General features: G+C 74.0%; 20 protein-coding genes and 1 riboswitch. Of the genes, 12 read left to right on the top strand and 8 right to left on the bottom strand.

Annotated features, from left to right (window positions below):
* Window positions 1-6 precede the first annotated feature (6 nt).
* The 9 genes from G3T38_RS15475 to G3T38_RS15435 all read left to right on the top strand — a co-directional run bounded on the left by G3T38_RS15475 (window position 7) and on the right by G3T38_RS15435 (window position 11,210).
* A complete protein-coding gene (locus G3T38_RS15475; RefSeq protein ID WP_163773221.1) occupies window positions 7-1,797 on the top strand; it encodes an AMP-binding protein in 1,791 nt (596 codons plus the stop codon).
* Between the two features lie 258 nt (window positions 1,798-2,055).
* Entirely contained in the window at window positions 2,056-2,796 is a 741-nt protein-coding gene (gene cpaB, locus G3T38_RS15470) for a Flp pilus assembly protein CpaB (RefSeq protein ID WP_163773220.1), read from the top strand.
* A 49-nt stretch (window positions 2,797-2,845) separates the two neighbouring features.
* Window positions 2,846-4,039, top strand: coding sequence for a CpaE/TadZ family protein (locus G3T38_RS15465; protein ID WP_163773219.1), 1,194 nt, complete (start codon window positions 2,846-2,848; stop codon window positions 4,037-4,039).
* Between the two features lie 4 nt (window positions 4,040-4,043).
* Window positions 4,044-5,687, top strand: a complete 1,644-nt coding sequence (locus tag G3T38_RS15460) for a TadA family conjugal transfer-associated ATPase (protein ID WP_206675898.1) — start codon at window positions 4,044-4,046, stop codon at window positions 5,685-5,687.
* Window positions 5,688-5,707: 20 nt separating this feature from the next.
* A complete protein-coding gene (locus G3T38_RS15455) occupies window positions 5,708-7,633 on the top strand; it encodes a type II secretion system F family protein (RefSeq protein ID WP_163773218.1) in 1,926 nt (641 codons plus the stop codon).
* A 4-nt stretch (window positions 7,634-7,637) separates the two neighbouring features.
* A complete protein-coding gene (locus G3T38_RS15450) occupies window positions 7,638-8,567 on the top strand; it encodes a type II secretion system F family protein (protein ID WP_163773217.1) in 930 nt (309 codons plus the stop codon).
* Window positions 8,568-8,583: 16 nt separating this feature from the next.
* Entirely contained in the window at window positions 8,584-10,164 is a 1,581-nt protein-coding gene (locus G3T38_RS22300) for a histidine kinase (protein ID WP_163773216.1), read from the top strand.
* Complete coding sequence (locus tag G3T38_RS15440) at window positions 10,161-10,814, top strand: response regulator (protein WP_338037690.1); 654 nt, start codon at window positions 10,161-10,163, stop codon at window positions 10,812-10,814. The genes G3T38_RS22300 and G3T38_RS15440 overlap by 4 nt, the downstream gene beginning before the upstream one ends.
* 201 nt (window positions 10,815-11,015) lie before the next feature.
* On the top strand, window positions 11,016-11,210 hold the full coding sequence (locus G3T38_RS15435; protein WP_163773215.1) for a Flp family type IVb pilin: 195 nt from the start codon (window positions 11,016-11,018) through the stop codon (window positions 11,208-11,210).
* A 328-nt stretch (window positions 11,211-11,538) separates the two neighbouring features.
* Here the strand turns inward: G3T38_RS15435 and G3T38_RS15430 are convergent, their stop codons facing one another.
* The 8 genes from G3T38_RS15430 to G3T38_RS22770 form a co-directional block, all read right to left on the bottom strand.
* Window positions 11,539-12,825: a M48 family metalloprotease gene (locus G3T38_RS15430; protein ID WP_163773214.1), complete on the bottom strand. Its 1,287-nt coding sequence runs from the start codon at window positions 12,823-12,825 to the stop codon at window positions 11,539-11,541.
* Between the two features lie 35 nt (window positions 12,826-12,860).
* Window positions 12,861-13,871, bottom strand: coding sequence for an NlpC/P60 family protein (locus G3T38_RS15425; RefSeq protein ID WP_163773213.1), 1,011 nt, complete (start codon window positions 13,869-13,871; stop codon window positions 12,861-12,863).
* A gap of 34 nt (window positions 13,872-13,905) precedes the next feature.
* A riboswitch (cyclic di-AMP (ydaO/yuaA leader) is annotated at window positions 13,906-14,015 on the bottom strand.
* A gap of 189 nt (window positions 14,016-14,204) precedes the next feature.
* On the bottom strand, window positions 14,205-14,408 hold the full coding sequence (locus G3T38_RS15420) for a hypothetical protein (RefSeq protein WP_163773212.1): 204 nt from the start codon (window positions 14,406-14,408) through the stop codon (window positions 14,205-14,207).
* Entirely contained in the window at window positions 14,389-15,351 is a 963-nt protein-coding gene (locus tag G3T38_RS15415; RefSeq protein ID WP_163773211.1) for a lysylphosphatidylglycerol synthase domain-containing protein, read from the bottom strand. The genes G3T38_RS15420 and G3T38_RS15415 overlap by 20 nt, the downstream gene beginning before the upstream one ends.
* On the bottom strand, window positions 15,348-16,070 hold the full coding sequence (locus G3T38_RS21820) for an O-methyltransferase (RefSeq protein ID WP_163773210.1): 723 nt from the start codon (window positions 16,068-16,070) through the stop codon (window positions 15,348-15,350). Before G3T38_RS21820 ends, G3T38_RS15415 begins: the two co-directional genes overlap by 4 nt.
* A 1-nt stretch (window position 16,071) precedes the next feature.
* Window positions 16,072-18,162 carry a hypothetical protein gene (locus G3T38_RS15405; protein WP_163773209.1) on the bottom strand — a complete coding sequence of 697 codons (2,091 nt, stop codon included), beginning with the start codon at window positions 18,160-18,162 and terminating at the stop codon, window positions 16,072-16,074.
* A 23-nt stretch (window positions 18,163-18,185) separates the two neighbouring features.
* The gene (locus G3T38_RS15400; protein WP_163773208.1) at window positions 18,186-19,169 is read right to left on the bottom strand and encodes a glycosyltransferase; all 984 of its coding nucleotides are present in this window, start codon (window positions 19,167-19,169) and stop codon (window positions 18,186-18,188) included.
* A gap of 142 nt (window positions 19,170-19,311) precedes the next feature.
* Window positions 19,312-20,664, bottom strand: a complete 1,353-nt coding sequence (locus tag G3T38_RS22770) for an NYN domain-containing protein (RefSeq protein WP_163773207.1) — start codon at window positions 20,662-20,664, stop codon at window positions 19,312-19,314.
* 62 nt (window positions 20,665-20,726) lie between these two features.
* On the opposite strand from G3T38_RS22770, the gene G3T38_RS15390 reads away from it, so the two are divergent.
* From G3T38_RS15390 to G3T38_RS15380, 3 genes are all read left to right on the top strand, one after another.
* On the top strand, window positions 20,727-22,580 hold the full coding sequence (locus G3T38_RS15390; protein WP_163773206.1) for a DEDD exonuclease domain-containing protein: 1,854 nt from the start codon (window positions 20,727-20,729) through the stop codon (window positions 22,578-22,580).
* 676 nt (window positions 22,581-23,256) lie between these two features.
* Complete coding sequence (locus tag G3T38_RS15385) at window positions 23,257-23,535, top strand: Lrp/AsnC ligand binding domain-containing protein (RefSeq protein WP_163773205.1); 279 nt, start codon at window positions 23,257-23,259, stop codon at window positions 23,533-23,535.
* 90 nt (window positions 23,536-23,625) lie between these two features.
* Entirely contained in the window at window positions 23,626-24,219 is a 594-nt protein-coding gene (locus G3T38_RS15380; protein WP_163773204.1) for a hypothetical protein, read from the top strand.
* The last annotated feature ends 27 nt before the right edge of the window (window positions 24,220-24,246 follow it).

Genomic DNA, 24,246 nt, shown 5'->3' with positions numbered 1-24,246 from the left:
CCGCTCGTGCGCGAGTACTCCACCCCGTTGACCATCGAGATCCCGAGCACGGGCAACCTGACGGACGACGTCGTCCGCAACGCCGCCGAGGCGCCGGACACGCCCGTCCTGAGCCGCCCCGACGGGCGCGGCGGGTGGGTCGACACCACCGCCAGCGAGTTCCTCGCCGAGGTGCGGGCCGCCGCGAAGGGGCTCGTCGCCGCGGGCGTGGGGCCCGGCGACCGGGTCGTCCTGCTGTCGAAGACGCGCTACGAGTGGACCCTGCTCGACTACGCCATCTGGTTCGCCGGTGCCGTCGGCGTGCCGGTCTACGAGACCTCGTCGGCGGAGCAGATCTCCTGGATCCTCGCGGACTCCGGGGCGGTCGCGGTGCTCGCCGAGACCGCGGAGCACCTCGAGCGCGTGGCCGAGGCCCGGTCCGGCGCGACCGCGCTGCAGCACGTCTGGGGCATCGACGACGGTGCCGTCGCCGCACTGGAGGCGCTGGGGGCCGAGGTCTCCGACGCCGACCTGGAGGCGCGCCGTACTGCGGCGTCCCCGGGCGACCTCGCGACGCTGATCTACACGTCGGGCACCACCGGCCGACCGAAGGGCTGCGAGCTCACCCACGGCAACTTCATGTTCGAGCTGGGCGTGGCCGTCGACGAGCTCGACGAGCTGTTCGCGGAGGGCGCCTCCACCCTGCTCTTCCTGCCCCTGGCCCACGTGTTCGCCCGCATCATCCAGGTGGGCGCCATCAAGGCGCGGGCGCGGATGGGCCACTCGGCCGACATCAAGAACCTCGTGCGCGACTTCGGCGTCTTCAAGCCGACCTTCATCCTCGCGGTGCCGCGGGTGTTCGAGAAGGTCTACAACACCGCCTCGCAGAACGCGGCCGCCGACGGCAAGGGGCGGATCTTCGACCGCGCCGTGGACGTCGCGATCGCCTACTCGCGGGGCCTCGACCAGGGGCGTCCGTCGTTGGCGGTGCGGCTCCAGCACGCCGTGTTCGACAAGCTGGTCTACGCGAAGCTGCGTGCCGCGCTCGGCGGCCGCTGCGGGTACGCCGTGTCGGGCGGCGCCCCCCTCGGCGACCGCCTGGGCCACTTCTACCGCGGGATCGGGCTCGTCGTGCTCGAGGGGTACGGCCTCACCGAGACGACCGGTGCGGTCACCGTGAACCTCTCCGACGCGGTCAAGATCGGCACCGTCGGGCGGCCCCTGCCGGGCACGGGCGTGCGGGTGGCGGACGACGGCGAGCTGCACTTCCGCGGCGGCCAGGTGTTCCGCGGCTACTGGGGCAACCCGGACGCCACGGCCGAGGCGCTCGACGCCGACGGGTGGTTCCGCACGGGCGACGTCGGCGAGGTCGACGACGAGGGCTTCGTGCGCATCACGGGACGCAAGAAGGAGATCATCGTGACGGCGGGCGGCAAGAACGTCGCCCCGGCCGTGCTCGAGGACCGCCTGCGCGCCCACCACCTCGTCTCCCAGTGCATGGTGGTCGGCGACGGGCAGCCCTTCATCGGCGCGCTCGTCACCATCGACCCCGAGTCGTTCCCCGCCTGGGCCGCGGCCCACGGCAAGACCGGCGCCATCGCGGACCTCGTCGACGACCCCGACCTGGTGGCGACCATCGAGTCCGCCGTCGACGACGCCAACCAGGCGGTGTCGAAGGCCGAGTCGATCCGCAAGTTCACGATCCTGCCGGTGGACTGGACGGAGGAGGCCGGCCAGCTCACCCCCAGCCTCAAGCTGAAGCGGAACGTCGTCATGCGCGAGTTCCGGGCGGAGGTCGAGGCCCTGTACGGCGCGTGACACCCACCGCCGCAACCTCAAGGGCGATGCAAGATCGTCCGGAGACTGCCGCAAAGCCCTCAGGATCCCCCCAGGTCAGCGGACTGGTCTAGACCGGTAGGCGCCACTTGCAGCGAATCCGTCCGGATCGACCGCTCCGGACGCGTGGATCGTGCATGGTGCTTCCTCGGGAGGGACGGTCGACGGCGTGCGGGCTGCGCCGGCACCGGAGGCTCGTCGTTCCCCGACGGACGTCACGCCTGAAAGGTGCTCCAAGCGATGGATCGACGCAGGGTCCTCCTCATCGTCGCGGCCGTGGTGGCCGCGCTCGGCCTCGTGCTGGTCTTCCTGTGGGCGCGCGGGGCCGACGCCCGCGCGGACGCCCGCTACGACACGGTGGAGGTCTACAAGGCCACCGAGCCCATCCAGCTCGGCGAGAGCTTCGACGACGCGCTCACCACCGGCAAGATCGAGCGCGCGAAGGTGCCGGAGGGGCAGCTCCTCGAGGGCTACGTGACCGTGAAGACCGCGGACCGGCTCGACGGCCAGCTCGCGGCCATGGACATCGCGCCCGGCGAGCAGATCACCACGGCGAAGTTCGCCGAGGAGGTGCGCACCGGCGTGGTGCTGCCGGTGCCGGAGGGCATGGTGGCCCAGGCCGTCGAGCTGTCGGACGCCGGACGGGTCGCCGGCTTCGCCAGCCCGGGCGACTCGGTGGCCGTCCTGAAGCCGATCGCGAACGTCACCCAGGCAGTGGTCGTGGTGCCGGAGGCCACGATCCTCGGAGTCGGTTCGTCGTCACCGATCGAGTCCGCCGACGCCGAGGGCGAGGGCGCCGACGAGACGGTCGAGAACACGATCGTCACCCTGGCCCTGACGCCGGCCCAGGCGCTCGACCTCACCAGCGTGGCCAGCATGACGCAGGAGAGCGAGGTCACGCTCGTCATCCGCGGTGACGGCGTCGAGCTGACGCGTGGGCAGACGATCGAGCTCGAGACGTTCGCCGGCATCACGCCCTGACAGCCCACACACCCGGCCCGAACCCCACCGATCCCCGCGAGGAGAGACCATGCCCGTCGTCGTCGACCCCGACAGCGCGGTCCTCGGTGACCTGCTGACCGCGCTGCCCCCGGGCGGCCACGGGATGGACACCACCGAGAAGCTGGCCGCCTGGCTGGACAACCGCCCCGACGAGTACGTCGCCGTCATCGGCCCCGGCGTCGACTTCGCCGTCGCGCTCGAGGTGTGCGAGACCCTCCGCTTCACCCGTCCCACCGTGAGCGTCGTCGTCGTGCGGGACCAGGTCGACACGGACGTGCTGACGAAGGCGATGCACGCCGGCGTCCGCGACGTCGTGCCGACCCGCGACCTCGCGGCGGTCAGCGGCGCCGTCGAGCGCGCGTACCAGCTGTGGATCGCCCTCCGCGGCCCGGGCGGCGTCGCGCGCCAGGGACGCATCGTCGCGTGCTTCTCCCCCAAGGGCGGGGTCGGCAAGACGACGGCGGCCGTGAACCTGGCGCTGGCGCTCGCCGACCGGGGCGCGCGCCAGGTCTGCCTCGTCGACCTCGACCTGGCGTTCGGCGACGTCGCGATCACGCTGCAGCTCTTCCCGTCGCACTCGATCGAGCACGCGATCGGCAGCGAGGACGTGCTCGACTTCCACCTGCTCGAGCCGATCCTGACGCGCCACGAGGACTCGCTCATGGTGCTGGCGGCGCCCAGCACGCCGGACGCCCGGGACCGGATCACGCCGACGCTCGTCGCCCGGACGCTCCGCGTGCTGGCCGAGAACTTCGACTTCGTGGTCATCGACACCGCGCCGGCCTTCGACGAGCTGACCCTGACGGCGCTCGACGAGGTCGACGAGTGCGTGATGGTCGCGACCCTCGACGTACCGACCCTGAAGAACGTCAAGGTCGCCCTCGAGACCATGGACGCCCTCGGGATCGCCCAGGGCCACCGCCACCTGCTGCTCAACCGCGCGGACGACGAGGTCGGGATCGGCGCGGAGAAGGTCGAGGCGATCCTCGGCCTGCGCATCGCGGCGCAGGTGGCCACGTCGGTGGAGATCGCCGCGGCCACCAACGCCGGTCGCCCGATCGTCGCCGTGAAGCCCGACCACGCCTCGAGCGCCCAGTTCCAGCAGCTCGCCTCCCGGTTGTCCGGGACCCCGGCGGCACCCACCCCGGTGTCGACGATGAAAGCAACGACCCCGCAGAACCCGCGCGAGGAGCGTGGGGGCTTCTTCCGTCGCCGGAGGTGACCTGATGAGCACGCTCGCCGAACGTCTCGCCGCCGCTGCCGCCCGCCGTCAGGCGGAGGAGGCCGCGGCCGCTCCGCCGCCGGCCCCCGAGCCGGCCGCCGAGCCCGCTCCGGTGCCCACCTCGGCGCCGACCCCCGAGCCGACCCCGGAACCGACCCCGGATCCGGCGGCCCCCGCGGCCACCCTCGACGCCACGATCGCCCGCTCGATCGGCACCCTGGGGGCGACGCCCGAGCCGCCTGCCCCGTCGGCCGCGAAGCCCGTGCCCTCCGCGGGTCGCGCCGGCGAGAGCCCCGGGCGGCACCGGCCGGTGCCCGCGAAGTCGGAGGTGCCGACGTCCGTGGGCCCCCGCAAGGTGCTCGCCGCGCAGCAGGCCGACCGCATCGAGGAGATCAAGGCCAGCGTGCACGGCCAGCTCCTGCAGCAGCTCGGCCCGCAGCTCTACGACGCGAAGATGGACCAGGCCGACCTCGAGGGTCGCGTCAAGGTGGTGCTCCAGGAGGTCCTGTCGGCCCAGGAGCGCCCGCTGAGCAGCGCCGACCGTCTCCGGGTGACCCAGGAGATCAGCGACGAGATCCTGGGGTACGGCCCGATCGAGGCCTACCTGCGCGACCCGGACGTCTCCGAGGTCATGGTCAACGGTCCCCACCAGGTGTGGGTCGAGCGGAGCGGCCGGTTGGAGTCGGTCGACACCGTCTTCACCGACGAGGCGCACCTGCGGCGGATCATCGACAAGATCGTCTCCCGCATCGGCCGACGCGTCGACGAGTCGAGCCCGATGGTCGACGCACGCCTGCCCGACGGCAGCCGCGTCAACGCGGTCGTGCCGCCCCTGGCGATCGACGGCTCCGCCCTGACGATCCGGAAGTTCGCGGCGGACCCGTTCACGGTCGACGACCTCATCTCGTTCGGCTCGCTGACGCCCCGCACGGCGGACTTCCTCGAGGCCTGCGTGCGCGGCCGGCTCAACATCATCGTCTCCGGCTCGACCGGCGCCGGGAAGACGACGACGCTCAACGTGCTCTCGTCGTTCATCCCCGCCGACGAGCGGATCGTGACGATCGAGGACGCCGCCGAGCTCCAGCTCAAGCAGGACCACGTCGTGCGCCTGGAGTCCCGGCCGCCCAACATCGAGGGCAAGGGCGAGGTGCAGATCCGCGACCTCGTGAAGAACAGCCTGCGCATGCGGCCCGACCGCATCATCGTCGGCGAGGTGCGCGACGCGTCGGCGCTCGACATGCTGCAGGCGATGAGCACGGGCCACGACGGCTCGATCGCGACGGCGCACTCCAACGGCCCGCGCGACACCCTCTCGCGCATCGAGACGATGGTGCTCATGGCGGGCATGGACCTGCCCATCCGCGCCATCCGGGAGCAGATGGCGTCGGCGATCGACCTCATCGTGCACCAGACGCGCTTCAAGGACGGCTCCCGCCACATCACCCACATCACCGAGGTGGAGCGGATGGAGGGCGAGGTCGTCACGCTGCAGGACGTGTTCGTCTACGACCACGGCGCGGGCTTCGACGCGGCAGGGCGCTCGTTGGGCCGGCTGCGCTCGACGGGGCTGCGCCCCAAGTTCCTCGAGAAGATGGCCTACCACAACGTCACCGTCGACCCGATGGTGTTCGCGCTGGACCGGCCGTGACGCGCCGGCCCACGTCCCGCGTGACACGCACGGTCGGGCGTGCGGGTGCGCTGCTCGGCGCGCTCCTCCTGAGCGGGTACGCCGCTGCCCCGGCCCTCGCCGCCGAGCCGGGCGAGGTGTCGATCGACCTCATGGAGCCCGGCGAGTCGTCGCTCCGCGTGCTCGTGTCCCTGCCGAGCGGGGTGCAGGCCGACCTCGACGACGTCGGCGTCACGCTCGACGGCCGGGACGCGCCGACGACCGCGGCGGTCGCCGGGGACCAGGTGCGGCGTACCGCCGTCCTCGCCATCGACACCAGCCTCTCCATGGAGGAGGACGACCGGATCGGCGCCGCGGAGACCGCCGCGCTGGCGTTCCTCGCCACCGTCCCCGACGACGTGTTCGTCGGCGTCGTGACGTTCGACGACGACGCCCAGACGGTGCTCGAGCCCACCCAGGACCGCGCCGCCGCCGAGGCCGCCGTGAGCGACCTCGAGATGAACGCGGACACGGCCCTCTACGGCGGGGTCCAGGCCGCGGTCGCCCTCACCGGTACCGAGGGCGCACGCCAGGTGCTCCTGCTCTCCGACGGCGAGGACAGCGTCGGCGGCGACCTGGCCGCCACCGTCCAGGACTTGCAGGAGGCGGGCGTGCGGCTCGACGCCGTCGCCCTCGACGAGGACTCCCCCGCCACGGCCCTCGGCCAGCTCGCCACGGCGGGCGGCGGCGAGGTCGTGGCGGCCGATCCCGAGAGCCTGACCGCCGTGTTCGCGGAGCAGGCGCAGGCGATCGCAGCCCAGCTCGTGCTCGACGTGGAGGTCCCCGACGGCGTCGACGGCGCCACGGCCCCGATCGCGGTGACGGTGGGGTCGGACGCCGGCTCCCTGACGGCGTCCGCCGAGGCCCCCCTGGGCGACCTGGGCAGCACGGCGACCGCGGACGCCGCACCGCTCGAGGCGGCCCCCAGCGCCGCCTCCTTCGCGATCCCCGCCTGGGGTCTCTACGTCGGCATCGCCGTCTGCGCCCTCGGCCTCGTCGCGGTGCTGGTGCTGGCGCTCCCCCGCCGCCAGGCCGTGATGTCCCCCGCGGACCGCGTCACGACGTACGCCGAGACCGTGGCCGCCACCCGACCGTCGCGCCCCGCCGCGACGAAGGGCAACGAGGACCCCTTCGCCACGACGAAGGCGGCCGCGACCAGCGTCCTGCAACGCAACCGGGGCCTCGAGGCGCGCATCGCGGCGCGCCTCGAGGGTGCCGGGAGCGCGCTGAAGCCCGCCGAGTGGCTGCTCGTGCACCTCGGCGTCTTCTTCGTGGTGGGGCTGCTCGGGCTGCTGCTCGGTGGCGGGAACGTGCTCGTCGGACTGCTGTTCCTCGTGCTCGGCGCCGTCGTGCCGTGGGTGTACCTGGGGGTCCGGCGGACCCGACGGCGCAAGGCGTTCAACGCAGCGCTGCCCGACACGCTGCAGCTGCTGTCGAGCTCGCTGGCTGCGGGGCTCTCCCTCGCGCAGGGCTGCGACACGGTCTCGCGGGAGGGACGCGACCCCGTCGCCGGTGAGTTCAAGCGCGTGCTCGTCGAGACGCGGCTGGGCGTCGACCTCGACACGGCGCTGGCCGACGTCGCTGAGCGCTACGAGAGCAAGGACTTCCGCTGGGTGGTCATGGCGATCCGCATCCAGCGCGAGGTGGGCGGCAACCTGGCCGAGCTGCTCGACACGGTCGCGGCGACGATGCGGGAGCGGGAGTACCTCCGGCGTCAGGTCGACTCGCTGGCGGCCGAGGGGAAGCTCTCCGCCTGGATCATCGGCGGGCTGCCCCCCGCCTTCATGCTCTACCTCGTGGTCGTCCAGCGGGACTACGTGATGCCCATGTTCACGGACCCCCGCGGCTGGGTGATGCTCGGGCTCGCCGGCATCTTGCTCGGGTCCGGGATCTTCTGGATGAGCCGTCTCGTCAAGGTGGAGGTGTGACGTCGTGGTCGTGATCGCCGTGTTCGGAGCGCTGCTGCTCGTCGGTGCGTTCGTCATCGCGTGGATGGCGCTGAGCCGCACGGAGGCGACGGGCGGCCTGAACCGGTCTCTCGCCTACCTGGAAGCGCTCGGCAACGCACCGGAGGAGCTCCGCCAGGACGCCGACCGGTCCTTCGAGGAACGGGTCGTGACCCCGCTCCTCAACCGGTTCTCGCGCCTCGGGCGCCGGCTGACGGGTGGCGACTCGGCGCAGCGCTGGCAGCGCAAGCTGGAGCAGGCCGGCAGTCCGGCCGGGTGGACCGTCGACCGCGTGGCCTCGGCGAAGGTGGTCGGCGGCATCATCGGTTTCGTCGTCGCCTTCCTCCTCGTGCTGCTCGCGACGCCCGGTCTGCCGGTCCTGGTGCTGCTGCTCGTCGGCCTGACGGCCGCCGGTTTCTTCGCACCCAACATGTGGCTCTACCAGCGCGCCTACGACCGCGCCGAGTCGACCCGGCGAGACCTGGCCGACGCCATCGACCTGCTCACCATCAGCGTCGAGTCGGGCCTCGGCTTCGACGCCGCCGTGCAGCAGGTGGCGCGCAACACGACCGGTCCGGTCGCGGAGGAGTTCTCCCGGGTGCTGCGGGAGATGCAGCTGGGCTTCAGCCGGTCCGAGGCGCTGCGTGCCATGGCGAACCGCAGCAAGGTGGAGGACCTGCAGTCGTTCGTCGGCGCGCTCGTGCAGGCGGACTCGTTCGGCGTGCCCATCGGCCAGGTGTTGCGCACCCAGTCCAAGGAGATGCGCGTCAAGCGGCGGCAGCACGCCGAGAAGCGCGCGCAGCAGGTGCCCGTCAAGATCACCGTGCCGCTGATCCTGCTCATCCTGCCGTGCCTCTTCATCGCGGTGATGGGGCCGGCGGTCATCGGGATCATGGACTCCGGCTTCGGGGGCTGACGCCCTGAGGCTCCAGGTGGTCCGACCCTTCGAGATCGGGGCAGTCGCCCGGATCCTCGGCCTGTGCGCCGTCGCCGGACCTGCCCTGTGGCTGCGCGACTCCACCAGCCTGGTGGTCGTGCTCCTCTTCGCCATCGTGTGGCTCGTGGCGACGACGCTGTCGGCGTTCCGGTGGATGCCGCCCCGCGTCCTCGCGGTCGCCGAGGCCGTTGCCTCGGCGGCGATCTGCGGCTTCGCGGTGGTCCAGGCCGACGCGGTCCCGGTGCTGGCGCTCGCGATCCCCCCGTTCCTCGGCGGTCTCGGCCGCGGCATCCGCGGCGCCGCCGGCCTCATCCTCGTCGAGATCGCCGTCCTCGGCGTGGTCCTCCTCCAGCTCGAGGCACGCCCGGAGGCCGACGTGGCGGGGCAGCTCGTCGCTGCGCTGGTCGTCGGGCTCGGGGTGGGTCTCGTCGGTGCCTACGTCCGGTTCAACCAGAGCAGGCAGGCCGAGCTGACGCCCTACCGCGACGCGATCGGCCTGTTGCAGCAGCTGCTCGACCTGACGGACGTGCTCGACGCGGGCCTCGACCCGCAGTCGATCGGCGCCCGTCTGCTGAGCAACCTCCAGGACGACATCCCGGCCGTCCGTGCGTCACTGTGGTTGCGCGACGACCGGGGCCTCACCCCGGTGCCGACCGGGTCGTTGCTCGAGAGCTCGCAGCACGGCTCCCGGGTCGAGGCAGACCTCCCGGAGGCCCTGGTCGCGGCGCTCGCCCAGGGGAGACCGGTCCTCCGCGGCAGCAGCTTCGCCGTGCCGCTCGCCTCCATCGGGGGGCGGACCATCCTGGTCGAGGGGGAGCTGTCGCCGTCGCTCGCTGTCGGACGCCGGGGGCTGGTGCAACGCCTCGAGACCGCGAGCGGGCGCCTGGTCGGCCTGACGACGCAGCTCGACACGGCCCTCGTCTTCGCCGAGGTGAACGCGGCCGCCACCCGCAACGAGCGGCACCGCCTGGCCCGCGAGATGCACGACGGCGTCGCGCAGGACATCGCGTCGATGGGCTACCTCGTCGACGCGATGGCGGGGGGACCGCTGCCCGACGACCTCCGCCCGCAGGTGGAGCTCCTCCGCGGCACCATCTCGCGGGTCGTCGGCGAGGTGCGGGCCTCCGTCACGGCCCTGCGGATGGACGTCGACGCCAACCAGAGCCTCGGCGAGGCCATCTCCGGCCTCGCCCGCCGGCTCAGCGAGTCGTCGGGGCTGTCCATCCGCTGCACGGTGGACGAGCGCACCGCCCGGCTGCGACCGGACGTCGAGGCCGAGCTGCTCCGCGTCGCCCAGGAGGCGATGACCAACGCGGTCAAGCACGCGGGCGCGAGCGAGATCGACGTCGAGTGCCTGGTCGACGCACCCCGGGCCCGGATCGTCGTGCGCGACAACGGCACGGGGCTGGGACCGGGGCGGGAGGACTCGCACGGGATGGCCATCATGCGGGAACGCGCCCAGCTCGTCGGCGCGTCGCTCTCGGTGGACACCTCCGCCCTGGGCACCGTGGTATACGTCGCACTGGGCGCCCGACGTCCGGGGACCCGCCCCCCAACCGACGGAGGACGACGGTGACCGACGGCCCCACCACGATCCTGCTGGTCGACGACCACGAGCTGATCCGCGCCGGCCTGGCGGCTGCCTTCACCCGCGACCCCACGATGCGTGTGCTCGGACAGGCCGAGGACGTCGCCGGGGCCCTCGCCGCCTACGACGACCTGCGGCCCGATGTCGTCGTGACCGACCTGCACCTGCCGGACGGCACCGGGCTCGACATCGTCCGACGCCTGCGCGCGGGGTCCGAGACCGTCGGGTTGGTGGTCCTCACCATGCACTCCGGCGACGACCAGATCTTCGCCGCCATGGAGGCCGGGGCCTCCGGCTTCGTCGGCAAGGACGCGCCCGCCGCGGAGGTCGTGCGCACCGCGGCACACGCCGCCCGTTCGCCTCGCACGTTCATCTGCGCCGGCCTGGCCCAGGCCATGGTGCGGCGCATGTCGGGCGAGTCGACGCGGCTCTCCGAGCGGGAGCACGAGATCCTCCTCCACCTCGCCGACGGCCTCGGGACCCAGCAGATCGCGCAGCGGCTCCACATCAGCGAGTCAACGACGAAGTCCCACATCGCGCGCATCTACCAGAAGCTGGGCGCCACCAACCGGGCGCAGGCCGTCGTCACCGCCATGCGGGTGGGCCTGCTCTCGAGCGTGCAGCGCCGCGCCGAGTGAGCGCACCGGACGGGTGGGGGTTCTTCGGGTCCCCGTCCCGCCGAGCGTCCTAGTCCGAAAGGACTACACGAGTGCGGACGATCACACGATGCGGGCGCGGGTGGCACTGGCGGAGGATCAGGTCATCGCCCGGGGGAACCCGGACGGACCTCCCCGAGGACCCAGCTCGGCGACTCGTTCGACACCCGAAAGGTGACCACCATGATCCAGTTCCTCGCCATCCTGCTCGGCGCGCAGAAGGCCAAGGCCGACCAGCGCGGCGCCTCGGCCGTGGAGTACGGCCTGCTCGTCGCGGCGCTCGCGGCCATCATCATCGCGGCCGTGTGGCTGTTCTACGAGGACCTCGCCAGCATCTTCTCGGACACCAGCGACAAGCTCGGCACCGACGGCAGCTGATGCTCCGAGACCGCCGCTGACCCAGCGCCGCCGGTCGGCCCCGCTCCCCTCCGGAGCGGGGCCGATCTGCATTTCGGCACCGCAGACGACCCGCGAGACGCCCCGCACTGTGCACCTGGGACAGCCCCCACGCCGTCGGACCCACCCCAACCGCACACTTCGCGTACGGCCCACCCCAGGGCGCCCAGACCCAGGGCCGACCGGCACCGCAGACGACCCGCGAGACGCCCCGCACTGTGCACCTGGGACAGCCCCCACGCCGTCGGACCCACCCCAACCGCACATTTCGCGCGTACAGCCCGCCCCAGGGCGCCCAGACCCAGGCCCGCTACTCCCCCGCAACCTGCTCAGCGGTCGCGACACGCTCGAGCATCGTGGGGTGGCTGCCGAACCAGATCTGCCCCCACGCGTTGGGCGTCGGGTCGGCGACGGACCGCACGGCGAGCTGCCGCTGCAGTCCGATGAACGCCTCGGGGTCGTCGGTCGTCCGCAGCGCGACGACGTCGGCGCGGCGCTCGATCTGCCGGCTGATCCCGTTCTCGACCGGCGACGCCAGGAACGAGCCGACCGCGAAGAGCGCCAGCACCAGCGGCACGACGGCCGGATCGGCCAGGCCGCTGACCCCGGACCGCCTCCGCAGCGGTCCCGCACCGACGAGCACGGCAAGCAGCCCGACCCCGACCAGGGCGCCGGCGGCCCCGAGGGCGGTGCCCACCGCGACGTCGTGGTTCTTCGCGTGGCCGAGCTCGTGCGCGACCACCGAGAGCAGCTCGTCCTGGTCCAGCCCGTCGACCGCCGTGTCGTAGAGCACGACCCGGTGCGTGCTCCCGAAGCCCGACACGTAGGCGTTGAGCGCGGTGGTCCGCCGCGACGCGTCGGCGACGAGCACGTCGTCGACCGGCACGCCCTCCGCGTCGGCGACGGCGAGGATCTCCGTGCGCAGCCGACCGTCGGGCAGGGGCGTGAAGGCGTTGAACAGGGGCTCGACGACGACCGGGTAGACGAACGACCCGAGCACGACCAGCGCTGCGGCGATCCCACCCGCGACCGCCGGCCACCAGGTGCGCCACCGGCGGGCGCACCCGATGACCACGAGCAGCGCGATCGCGGTCCCGACGGCGCCGACGACGAGGTTGAGCAGCAGGTCGGCGAACCAGGCGCCCCAGCCCTGGGTCGACAGCCCCTCGGCGACCCGGCGCCGCCACAGGGCGAGCGCGAACGGGAGGGTGACGAACCGGCCGATGGCGAGCACCGCGAACGCCCCGAGCGGCACCTGCACCCACCACGGGCCGGGCACGCGGCGTACGAGAGCAGCGCCCCGCGCGCCGAGGCCCAGCCAGAGCGCGACCGCCAGCGAGACCGCCAGGGAGCTCCAGCTGACCCACCGCGCGTAGGTCCCGAAGGCCTCGCCCCGAGCGATCTCCTGCGCGGTCAGCACCGACGTGGCCGGCGCGGGGTCGGGCACGCCTCCCGGCACCGGGTGCCACGGGACGAGGACGGCCGCGAGCACCACGAAGACGAGGGCCCCGCCGCCCGCGACCAGGAGCCCGACGCGACGAGACCCCCGCTCCGGGTGCGGAGCGGGGGTCTCGGGGTCCTGCGCGTCGTGCGGCACGACCGGCACGCTAGCGGTCGTGGCTGAGAGGAGCCTCAGCCCGGGCGGACGGCGCCCGAGTAGGGCATCGAGCCGACGGAGGCGATGGCGACACCCGAGCGCGGGTTGGCCGCGTGCACGATCTGGCCGTTGCCGATGTAGATGCCGACGTGGCTGATGGGGCTGTAGTAGAACACCAGGTCGCCGGGCTGCAGCTCGCTGCGCGACACCTTGCGGCCCGAGCTGTACTGCGCCTTGGACGAGTGCGGCAGCGAGACGCCGGCCTGCGCCCACGCCATCGAGGTGAGGCCGGAGCAGTCGAACGCGTCGGGACCGGAGGCGCCGTAGACGTAGCTGTCGCCGACCTGGGCCAGCGCGTACTGCACCGCGGCGCCCGCGCGACCCGAGACGGGGACGTCGGCCGCGATCTCGGCGGCCTGCGCGGTGTCGGCGGTGCCCTCCTCGGCGAAGAGCGTCGCAGCCTCCTCGGCCGCCTCCGCCTCGAGCTCCGCGAGGAGCGCCTCGGCCTCGTCGACCTTCTGGTCGATGGTGGCGCTCTCCTCGGCGGCCTGCTCCTCCACCGCGGCGATCTGCGCGACCCGCTCCTCGGTGGCCGAGCGGCGCACCTCGAGGGCCTGCAGCTCGGTCGAGTAGGTGTCGACGAGACGGCCCTGGATGTTGCTGTAGGTCGACGCCGTCGAGAGCTGCGCGAGGAAGTCAGCCGTGTCGTCGGAGAGCGCGGCCTCGGCCACGGGCGAGATGCTGCTGCCCTGCGACTGCGCGACGACGGAGTCCGCCACCTGGGAGCGCACGGAGTCGAAGCCGTCGCTCTGCGCCGCCTCGTCCTGCTGCAGCAGCTCGAGCTCCGACTGCAGGCGCTCGAGCTCCAGCTCGGCGTCGTTGCGGCGCTCGGCCGCCTGCTCCGACTCGTGGTACAGCTGCTCGATCTGAGCCTTCACGTCGTCGATGTCCGGCTCCGCCGCCGCAGGGGCGCTCGGGAGCAGGGACACACCGATCACTGCGGCCGCGGCCAGTCCAGCACCGATCCGCTTTCGTCCGTCCAGCACGAGCCGGCGTTCTCCTCACACGTGTCGTACGCCTACCGGGTGAGCTGACGGGTTCGGGCACGACATTGCCCTACACGCGCTCCTCGCGGACCGATCGGCCCACGCCTCGCGCGCGATTCACCCCAGGGGGATTGGTTCCCCGGCCCCGGACCACCCGCCCCCGCTGCTGCGACGGCGCGCGCTCCGAACTCGGCGCGACCTCCGCGCGAACCGGTCGGTCCACTTCCACGGAGGCCTCGTCGCAGGGTAGTCGCGCGGCTCCGAGGCGGCAAACCTCCGGTCCGAGTGTCGGAGGAGACGGTCGCCACCCCGCGCGGGACCCGTTCCCCGGGCTCAGGCCGTACCGGCCTCCGGCCCGCGGACCGGCTGCACGAGACGCAGCGGTGGCACGAGACCACCGGCCGCGAGCACGTCGAGCGCCCGCTGCTCCTCGTTGTCGAACCCCTGCTCGGGGGGCGGGCCGAGGAGGGCCGTCACCACGCAGTCGTGGCAGTGCAGCCCCCGCACGAGACAGCTGTCACAGTCGATCGTCGTCATGCCGCCGGACGGTGCCAGCCGGCACCGACAGTTCTGGATCGGCGGCGTCGCCGACCGCCCCGGGACCACCGGGCGGGCCCTTCTCCGGACGCCACGAGACCGCCGCCAGCAGCACGTCGGCCACCGTGTGCACGAGGCGGGCGAGGAGCGCGATCGCGGTCGCGACGGGAAGGCCCGTCGCCGGCGAGAGCACCGCCACGAAGGTGGCCTCGCGTGCCCCGAGACCGGCCGGGGCGACGACGACGAGCACCCCCGCGACGTACCCCAGCGCGAACGCGCCGGCGAGCGCGCCGAGCGAGCTGATCGAGCGGTCCTCGACGAGCAGGAGGAGCGCCAGGGCGTAGGCGCCCCAGGCGAGCGCCATGAGCCCGACCACGGCCAGCGGCTCGCGCCACCCCACCACGAGGGCGGTCCCGGCGGCCCGCCGCAGGACCCGGCGCGTCACCGCAGGCACGAACCCGGCGACGCAGACGAGCGCGCCGAGTCCCCAGAGCCACCGCGGGCCCGGCGCCGGCGCCACGCCCGCCGCGACGAGCACGCCCCCGAGCAGCCCCGCCGTCACCAGGTGGATGCCGGTGAACATGAGGGCCGTCGTCACCGTCACGCGCACCGGGACGGCGTGCCGAGCGGCCAGGCGGGCCTGCACGCCGATGGCCCAGACGGCACCGGGCACGTACTTGCCGAGCTGGCTCACGAAGAACACCGAGCGGGCCTCCCGACGCGGCACGTCGTGACCGAAGGCCGCCAACGTCCGTCGCCACACCACCGACGTGGCGAGCAGGCCGGCGCAGGTGAGGAGCACCGCCGCGCCCAGGGCCAGGGGGTGGACGCGCCGCACGGCCCGGACCACCTCGTCCCACCGCCCGTCGAGGCTCCAGGCCATGCAGCCCACCACGACGGCGAGGAAGACCGCCCGCACGAGCCAGGGCCGCGCCCGGCTCACGGGCTCGGCTCGAGCAGCGCGGTGCGCGTCGGGTAGGGCAGCGTGGGCGTGCGGCCCCGGGTCCACGTCACCCGGGCGCGCCCGCCGAGCCGCGCCTCGACGCGGGCGATGGCGTCGCGGTAGCGGGCGCGGTCGACGTTGTCCACCACGACGAGCCCGCCCGGCGCGACCCGCCCGACGGCCCGCTCGAGGCACGCCTCCCGCGCGCGGCCGTCGACGACGACGAGGTCGAACACGCCGGGCACCCGGTCCACCTCGGCCACGTAGTCCGCGAAGTCGAGGTCCGCGAACCCCGGCTTGGCCGACGCGACGACCTCCCGTGTCAGGCGGGTGCGTGCGTCGCCGGGCGGTACGACGCGGAGCTCGGCGTTCGTCGGCAGCACCGGCCGCATGGACGCGGCCCAGTCGACGTCGTGCTCGATGGAGACGACCTCGGCGCAGCGGGCCGCCAGCCAGACCGTCGAGGCGCCCGAGCCCCACTCGAGCGCCCGCGCTCCCGGGCGGGCCCGCAGGAACGCCTCGACCCGGTCGGCCGCGTCGAACGTCCACCACGGCACGTCGTGGCGCACGAGCTCGTCGAGGTCGTAGATCGACAGCCAGGACCGCACCCACAGGCCCGTGCGCGACCGCGCCGCCCACCGGTCCAGCAGCCGCAGCAGACCGGTCGTCCGCAGCACGCCCCGCAGCGCCCGCAGGAGCCGCACGTAGAGAGCCTTCACGTCATCCGTCCCCTTCTCCACCACGTCCGGATCCAGCCAGGTCGGCGAGCTCCAGGGTCAGCAGGCGCGGGGCGACGTCCGTGGTGCGCTCGAGGGCGACCACGACCCGTCCCCCGCCGTACGCCGCCAGCACGTCCGCGGGCACCGCGGCGGTCAGCCGCGTCCCGGCCGCCCCGCTCCCCCGCACCACGACCTCGGTCCCGTTGACGCTCACCCGCACCGCGTCCGGCGCCACGGGGTCGACGAGCCCGATCCGCAGCTCGGCGCCGGCGGGGTGGGGCGCCGTCAGGGTGAACCCGACCTCACCCCGCTCCCCGGTCAGGCGGATGCCCGCGGCCGTGGCGTGCGCGGTCCACCCGCCGAGCTCCAGGTCGCCGGCGTCGCCGCCCGGTCCGAAGGTGAGGACGCCCCGGTCGTGCTCGGGAAGCACCAGCTCGCACCGCGCGAGGCGACTCATGACGTCGCGCTCGGGCAGCCCGAGGAGCGTGCCGACCCCGGGCAGCGGCCCGGGCCGGTCGACACGGGCCACCTCGACGCAGTTGGTGCCCGGGCGCCGCGGACCGGCCGTGATCGCCCAGAACTCCGTGGGCCCGAGCGGCTCGCCGGCGACGGGATCGGTGCCGCGCACGTCGGCCCAGGCCGACAACGGTCCGATCAGGTCGCGGCCGCAGTCCTCGTCGCCGTCGAGGGAGCGGCGCAACGACCGGCGCTGGTCGTCCAGGGCCGGGGAGCAGGTGACCCACCCCGGCGGCACCGACGGCGCCAGCTCCCGGGCGCTCGTGCGCCAGTAGTCGGTGTCCGCGGCCTCCGCGACGGCGTAGGACGGCAGCGTCGCGAACGTGTAGCCGTAGGGGTGCAGCCGCACCTGGTCGAGCGTCGGTGCGAGGAGGCCGAGCGCCACGACACCCAGCAGGAGGGCGGGAGCGACGCGCCCCGCGGCGGCGCGACGCCGCTCCGCCGCCCGGACGACCGCCGCGATCGCGAGCGTCGCGAGGAGCGCGGTCGCGGGCACCATGAAGAGCAGCTGGCGCAGCCCGTTGTAGAGGTTGGACTCACGCACCACCGCCAGGAGCGGGAGCGTCCACGCCTGCACCCCCACGAGGAGCCAGGCGGTCGTCGCCGTGCCGACGGACGGCACCCGCACCTCCGCGACCACGCGACGCAGCGCGAGCACCGACCCGGCGAGCACCAGCGCGAGGAGCACCAGCGGCACCTCGCCGACCAGCAGCGCCGGCACGTAGAACCACTGTCCCGTGCGCTCGTCGAAGCGCGACGACGACAGCGCGGACTCGCGCAGCGTGGTGAGCGGCGTCGCGAACACCGCCGGGTAGACCGCCAGCAGCACGAACCAGGCCGCCACGGGCACGAGCCCGACGAGCGCCCCCACGGCGCGCCCGGCCGCCGTCCCGGCCCGCAGCCGCCGGTGCAGCAGGGCCGCTGCCACCACGTGGCTGGCGACGAGCGTCGGCCAGATGCCCGGTCGCGTGCCCATCGCCAGCACCCAGCCGGCGAGCACGACGAGGCCAGCCCCCGCGACGTACGCCGCGGTGCGCGGCCCGCCCGGACGTCGGGTCAGCAGCACGACGAGGCCGGTGGTCACCAGCGTGCAGCCCGTCGCGACGGGCACGTCCTTGACGTTGAACATGGTGTGGCCGGTCCACATCGGGACCGCGCCCAGCACCGCGGCCGCCACGACGGCCCAGGCCCACGACCGCAGCAGCACCCGCGCGGTGACCGCGACCGCGAGGGTGCCGACGAGCCCGATGGTCACCACGACGAGGTGGCGCACGGCGTAGGCGTCGCCGGTGGCCACGACCTCGTGCGAACCCTCGAGACCGGCCGCCACGACGGCGGCGTGCATGAGCAGGGCGGTCACCGGGGCGTAGACGTAGGCCTGGTCCTCCCACGCGCCCGGCCGGTCGCCGTCGAGGTCGCCCTCGAGGAGGTACCAGCCGTGCTCGAGGAAGCTCCGCATCCGCCCCACGTGGTAGGTCTCGTCCCACGAGACCCCTGTCGTCCAGGCGCCGTGGACCGCCAGTGCCACCGTCGCGACGAGCACGACCGCGGCGACGGCGAGGAGCGGTCGCGGCACCCGGGGGTGCGTGGGGGAACCGCTCACGCGTCGGTACGCCGCAGCTCGGCCACCAGGCGGCCGGCGTCGTAGGTCGGTCGCACGTCCCGGCCTCCTCGTGCCTGCTGCCGCGCGTGGACGACGAGCTCGGCGAGCAGCCCGAAGAGCAGCAGCTGCAGCCCGACGAGCACGAGCAGGACGCCCGCGAGCAGCAGCGGGCGGTCGCCGATGGTGGCGCCCGTCGCGATCTTCAGCGCCGTCAGGTACGCGAGCACCAGGCTGCCGAGGAGGAAGCAGGCGGACCCGATGCCGCCGAAGAGGTGGGAGGGGCGGTTCTCGTAGGACAGCAGGAAGCGCACCGTCACGAGGTCGGCGAAGCCGCGCCAGAAGCGCGCGAGGCCGTACTTGCTCGCCCCCGACATGCGCGGGTGGTGCTCGACGGGCACCTCGGCCACCCGGTGCCCCAGGTCGTGGGCGATCACGGTGAGGTAGCGGTGCATCTCCCCGTAGAGCATCGGGACGACGTCCGCGGCCACCTCGGCGCGCATCATCTTGAAGCCCGAGTTGAAGTCCTGCCCCGGCGCGCCGGAGAGCAGGGCCGTCGTGCGGTTGTAGACCCGCGAGGTCGTGCGCTTCACCAACCGGTCGCGGCGCGTGAGGCGCGCCCCGGTCACGAGGTCGGCCCCGTCGGCCAGAGCCGCCGCCAGGGCCGGCAGCTCCGCGGGGTCGTCCTGACCGTCGGCGTCCATCATCACGACGACGTCGGCGCCGCCCTCGAGCGCGCGCTCGAAGCCGATCCGCAGCGCGGCGGCCTTGCCCCGGTTGTGGCGGAGCATCTCGAGCTCGACGCACGGGCGCGCGGCGGCGAGGGTCCGCATCACCTCCGCCGTGTCGTCGGTCGAGCCGTCGTTGACGAGCAGCACGCGGGCGTCCGGGTGGAGCGCGAGGGCGTGCTCCACGACCCGCGGCACCAGCACGCGGAGGTTGTCGGCCTCGTCGAGGGCGGGGATGACGACCCAGGGCAGCACGGGGACTCCTCGGTGGCGCTCGGTGGTGCTCGGTGACGCTCGGCGGTGCGGCCGGGTCACGCGACGGCCACTCGGACCGTTGTCGCCGGTCGAGGAGAACGCCAGCCGAACCCGGGCCGACTCCTGCGTGCCGGGTGTCCTGCTAGCGGGTGAGCAGCCCCGCCAGGGCCACCGCGTCCATGACGGTGGCTCCCGCCCGCCGTACGTCGCGGGCGAGCGCCTGGTCGCTCGTCACGACCACGACCATCCGGCCCGTGGGCTCGAGGTTGACGAGGTCGCGGATGACGTCGTCGGCGATGACGTGCTCGGGGCTGAACGCCACGCGCACGCCCCGCGGCGCCGTGATGACCGGGCGGGTCGGCGAGGAGGCGGCATCGAACACCACCGTGGTCTCGGCGCCCGAGCGGGCGACGACGGGGGCGATCCCGTTGACGAGACGCATCCGCTGCACCTCGAGCGACGAGCCGCCCCACGTCTGCTTCGTGACGTTGTAGCCGTCGACGATGAGCCGGGCCCGCGGCATGCCGATCAGCTGCTCCAGCAGCGCCGGGCTGCCGGAGCCGAGCGCACCGGCCGCCGAGGTCGTGCGGGTGCCGGTCGCGACGAGCGAGGACTCGTGGCGCTCCCCCGGTGTCGCCGTCTGCGGGGCGGCGGGCAGGCCGAGCTCGCGCTGGAGGCCCTGCGCCGAGGCGACGAGGGTCTCGAGGAGCAGCCGGGTGCGCATGGTGGCGTCGTCGCGCTCGGCCCGGGCGCCCCCGCGCTGGCTGGCCACCTGGGCCTGCAGCTCCTCGACCTGCCGGCGCAGCCGACGCACCTCGCCCTCGGCCGCGGTCGCGGCGGCGGTGGCCCGTTCCTGGGCCTGACGCTGCTCCTCGAGCGCACGCTCGCGGGCCTCGTCGGCTCCCCGGCCCGCCGCGCGGGCCTCCCCCAGCTTGCGGCGCAGCGCGGTGTTCTCGGCGCGCAGCGCGTCGTGCTGCTCCCGCGCCTCGGCCTGCTGCCGGGCCAGCTCCTCCTCGAACGCCGCGACCCGACGCTCCAGGGCGCGCCGCGCCTCCGCGTCCTCCGCCGCGACCGCCGCGTCGCGCACCTCGTCGAGGCGGGCCAGGGCCGCGGCGTACGCCGTCTCCCACCCCGCGGGACGCGCCAGCCACAGCAGGGCCGCGACATCCACGGGGTCGTGCAGCGGGAGGTCGCGGACGTCGCTCGCCTGCCCGTCGCCCCCGGACGCCGGCTCCAGCAGCTCCGTCGCCAGGGCGTGCAGGTCGGTGCGGGCGAGCACCTGCGTGGCCACCCGGCCGCGGAGGTCGTCGTCGCCCAGGGCCGCAGCGATCTGTCCTCCGCCGAGGCGGGCCCGGCGCTGGGGCGCGAAGGTGGCGACCTTGCGCAGCGGGGCAGGGAGCACCCCGACGTCGGGCAGCACCTGGGCGCTCAGCTGCACCACCCGGGCCCGCAGGGGCTCGGGCAGTGCGGCGGCGTCGGCGCTCGTGGTCGTCACAGTCCACCCAGCCTAGGCCGTCGCGACAGGACTGTCGGTGCCGTTGCCTAGCGTCCCGCGCCATGAGGCACCAGCACACCCGTCCCGCCACACCGCGGCCCGCTCCGGGGCCCGGTCCGGGGCCCGGTCCGCGCCCGTCGGGGCGACCCCGCGGCGCGACCTCCCGCTGGGAGGAGCAGCGCGGATTCGACGAGATGGGGCGCCTGCTGCGCGACGTCACGTTCTGCGTGGTGGACCTCGAGACGACGGGCGGCTCGCCGGCCGCGGGCTCGAAGATCACCGAGGTCGGGGCCGTGAAGGTCCGCGGCGGCGAGATCCTCGGCGAGTTCCAGACGCTGGTGAACCCCCACGAGGAGATCCCGGCGTTCATCACCGTGCTGACCGGCATCACCACGGCGATGGTGGTCGGCGCGCCCACGATCGAGACGGTGCTGCCCTCGTTCCTCGAGTTCGCGCAGGGGTGTGTGCTGGTCGCCCACAACGCGCCCTTCGACGTGGGGTTCCTGCAGCACTTCGCGCGGGAGCAGCAGCGGCCGTGGCCGGCGTTCGAGGTGCTCGACACCGCCCGTCTCGCGCGTCGCGTCGTGACGCGCGACGAGACACCGAACTGCAAGCTCGGCTCGCTCGCTCGGCTCTTCGGGGCCACGACGACCCCCGACCACCGGGCGCTGCACGACGCCCGCGCCACCGTGGACGTGCTGCACGGCCTCATCGCCCGGTTGGGGGGCCTCGGGGTCCACACGCTGGAGGAGCTGCAGGCCTTCAGCTCGAAGGTGACGACGGCGCAGCGCCGCAAGCGGCACCTGGCGGAGGGCCTTCCCCACGCCCCGGGCGTCTACCTGTTCGTCGACGCCGGCGACCGCGTGCTCTACGTGGGCACGTCGAAGGACCTGCGCACGCGGGTGCGGTCCTACTTCACGGCCTCCGAGACCCGGTCGCGGATGGGCGAGATGATCCAGATCGCCGAGCGGGTGCGCACCATCGAGTGCGCGACCCCGCTGGAGGCGCGGGTGCGCGAGCTGCGCCTCATCGCGGAGCACAAGCCGCGCTACAACCGGCGTTCCCGGTTCCCCGAGAAGACCCACTTCGTGAAGCTCACCGACGAGCCGTGGCCGCGGCTCTCCCTCGTCACGCGGGTGCTCGACGACGGGGCGACCTACCTGGGCCCGTTCGGCTCGCGCCGCGGCGCGGAGGCCACCGTGGTCGCGCTCCACGAGACCTACCCGCTGCGCCAGTGCTCCGGGCGCATGGCCCGTTCCCCGAACGGCACGGCCTGCGCCCTCGCCGAGATGGGCCGTTGCCTGTCGCCGTGCGACGGGAGCGTCTCCCCGGAGGACTACGACGCGGTCGTCGGTGCCACCCGCGCCGCCCTCGTCGCCGACCCCGTGGAGGTGGTCGAGCGCCTGGGTGCCCGGATGACGTCGTTCGCGGAGCAGGAGCGGTTCGAGGAGGCCGGCCTCCACCGCGACCGGCTCGTCGCCCTGGTGCGCGCAGCGGCGCGCACCCAGCGGCTGGTCGCGCTCACGCGCCTGCCCGAGCTCGTGGCGGTGCACCGTGGCGACGACGGGCGCTGGGCGGTCCACGTCGTCCGCCACGGACGCCTGGCGGCGGCGGGGGTGATCCCGCCGGGCCACGACGCCCAGGCCTACGTCGCGACCCTGCGCGCCGGCGCCGAGACCGTGCGGCCCGCTCCGGGTCCGGTCCCGGCGGCCAGCGCGGAGGAGACCGAGGCCGTCCTGTCCTGGCTCGAGCAGCCGGGAGTGCGGCTCGTCGACGTCGACGGCGCCTGGACCTGCCCCGTCGGCGGCGCCGCCCGCCACCTCTGGATCGGCGAGGCGCAGCACCAGGCCCGCGCAGCGGCCGCTCCCTTCGACGACCGACGCCCCCTCGGCACCCACCACCGCCCCGCCCGCTGACCCGCGCGCCGTGCTGCCGGACGTCATGCGACCCGGCGCCCCGAGCCTGCGCTGCGCATGACGTCCCGGGCCGGGTCCGCTCGCGGGTGGGCTGGTCCGCTCGCGGATGGGTCAGCGTCGATGGAGCCAGCCTCGCCCGGCCTCGGCCGGGCCACCGGAAGTGTGCGCTTGGTACGGCCCGGGGCGGACCGGCGGCGTACCAACGTCCCCGTTCCGACGCCCGCGCGCCCCGGCGACCAGCCTCCTTCCCCGGGTCGTGGTGCCAGACCTACGGAAAGCAGAGGCCTCACACCACGACCGAGTGGGTGCGGGCGGTACGGCGGCGGCTCCAGCCGACCCCGGACGTCATGCGATCCGGTGCCCGGGGCAGCCGCCGCGCACGACGTCCCGCGCCGTACCCCCGGACGTCATGCGATCCGGCGCCCGGGGGCCACGGTTCGCATGACGTCCGCAACGGGCCGCACCCGGCGACCGTCACCCTCCCCGGGTCGTGGTGCCAGGCCTACGGAAAGCAGTGGCCTCACACCACGACCGGGCGGGGGGCACGGCGGCGGCTCCAGCCAACCGCCGACGTCATGCGATCCGGTGCCCGGGGCAGCCGCGGCGCACGACGTCCGCAGCGGGCCGTGCCCGGCGACCGTCGCGGCCCGCCGCACCACGCCCTAGGCTCTCGACCGTGATCACCGCCATCGTGTTCGTCAACGCCGAGGTCGACCGCATCCCGGAGGTCGCCGAGGAGATCGCCGCGCTCGACGGGGTCAGCGAGGTCTACTCGGTCACCGGCCAGATCGACCTCATCGCCCTCGTGCGGGTGCGCCAGCACGACGACATCGCGTCCGTCGTCGCCGACCGGCTCAACAAGGTCGAGGGCGTGCTGGCGACCGAGACCCACATCGCCTTCCGCACCTACTCGCGGCACGACCTGGAGTCCGCGTTCTCCCTCGGCCTCGACTGACGCCACAGCCTCACCCGAAGTGATGCACCTCACGTCACGCTTCGGTTAAGGGAGCCGGCGGTCGATGCCGGGCTTCGTACGATCGCGCACGTGACCTCCATCGCCGGCGCCTGGCCCGTCCTCGTGGGCGCGCTGGCGGTCGTCGCGCTGGTCGTCGCCTGGTGGGCCACCCGCTCGGCCCGTGCCACCGTCGCGTCTCCCCCCGCGTCGGCACCGGTGCGCGACTTCACGGTGCTCGCGGTCGGCTCCGACGATGCGTACCTCAACCACGTGCTGCGCATCCACGACGTCGACATCCACGAGCACCAGCCCGACTTCGCGTGGTATCCCACCCGCACCGACCTGCAGGCCTACCTGGTGCAGGAGGGCGACCAGACCGTCGGTGTCGTGGTGCTCCGAGCGCGCGGCGACGTCGCCCACGTGGAGCTGGACTGGGTCACGCCGGCCTTCCGCGACTGCGCCGCGGGCGAGTACGTCTGGTTGCGCAGCGACATCCTCCGCAACCGCGGGATCCGCCGGGTGATCACCCCGGCCAACATGAAGAACCCCTACTACCCGCGGCTGGGCTTCCGCCGCCTCGGGGAGTCCTACGCGCTCGACCTGCCGCCGACCCTGCCGGCCCCCGTCGTCCCTCCGCCGCCGAGGCCGCTGCCGGAGCCACCGGCCGCCGAGCCCGCCGCCTGACCCGCGCCCCCGACCCGAGCACCGACC

This window comes from Nocardioides zeae, assembly GCF_010686755.1.
Classification (GTDB): Bacteria; Actinomycetota; Actinomycetes; order Propionibacteriales; family Nocardioidaceae; genus Nocardioides; species Nocardioides zeae.
Note: the sequence above shows the minus strand (reverse complement) of the source record. Positions and strands in the feature narration are given on the sequence as shown.

What these genes read in the sequence shown, in the direction of transcription:
- G3T38_RS15460 (WP_206675898.1), top strand. Translation starts at nt 4,044, where the DNA reads ATGAGCACGCTCGCCGAACGTCTCGCCGCCGCTGCCGCCCGCCGTCAG.
- G3T38_RS15465 (WP_163773219.1), top strand. Translation starts at nt 2,846, where the DNA reads ATGCCCGTCGTCGTCGACCCCGACAGCGCGGTCCTCGGTGACCTGCTG.
- G3T38_RS15390 (WP_163773206.1), top strand. Translation starts at nt 20,727, where the DNA reads ATGAGGCACCAGCACACCCGTCCCGCCACACCGCGGCCCGCTCCGGGG.
- cpaB (WP_163773220.1), top strand. Translation starts at nt 2,056, where the DNA reads ATGGATCGACGCAGGGTCCTCCTCATCGTCGCGGCCGTGGTGGCCGCG.
- G3T38_RS15435 (WP_163773215.1), top strand. Translation starts at nt 11,016, where the DNA reads ATGATCCAGTTCCTCGCCATCCTGCTCGGCGCGCAGAAGGCCAAGGCC.
- G3T38_RS15420 (WP_163773212.1), bottom strand. Translation starts at nt 14,408, where the DNA reads ATGACGACGATCGACTGTGACAGCTGTCTCGTGCGGGGGCTGCACTGC.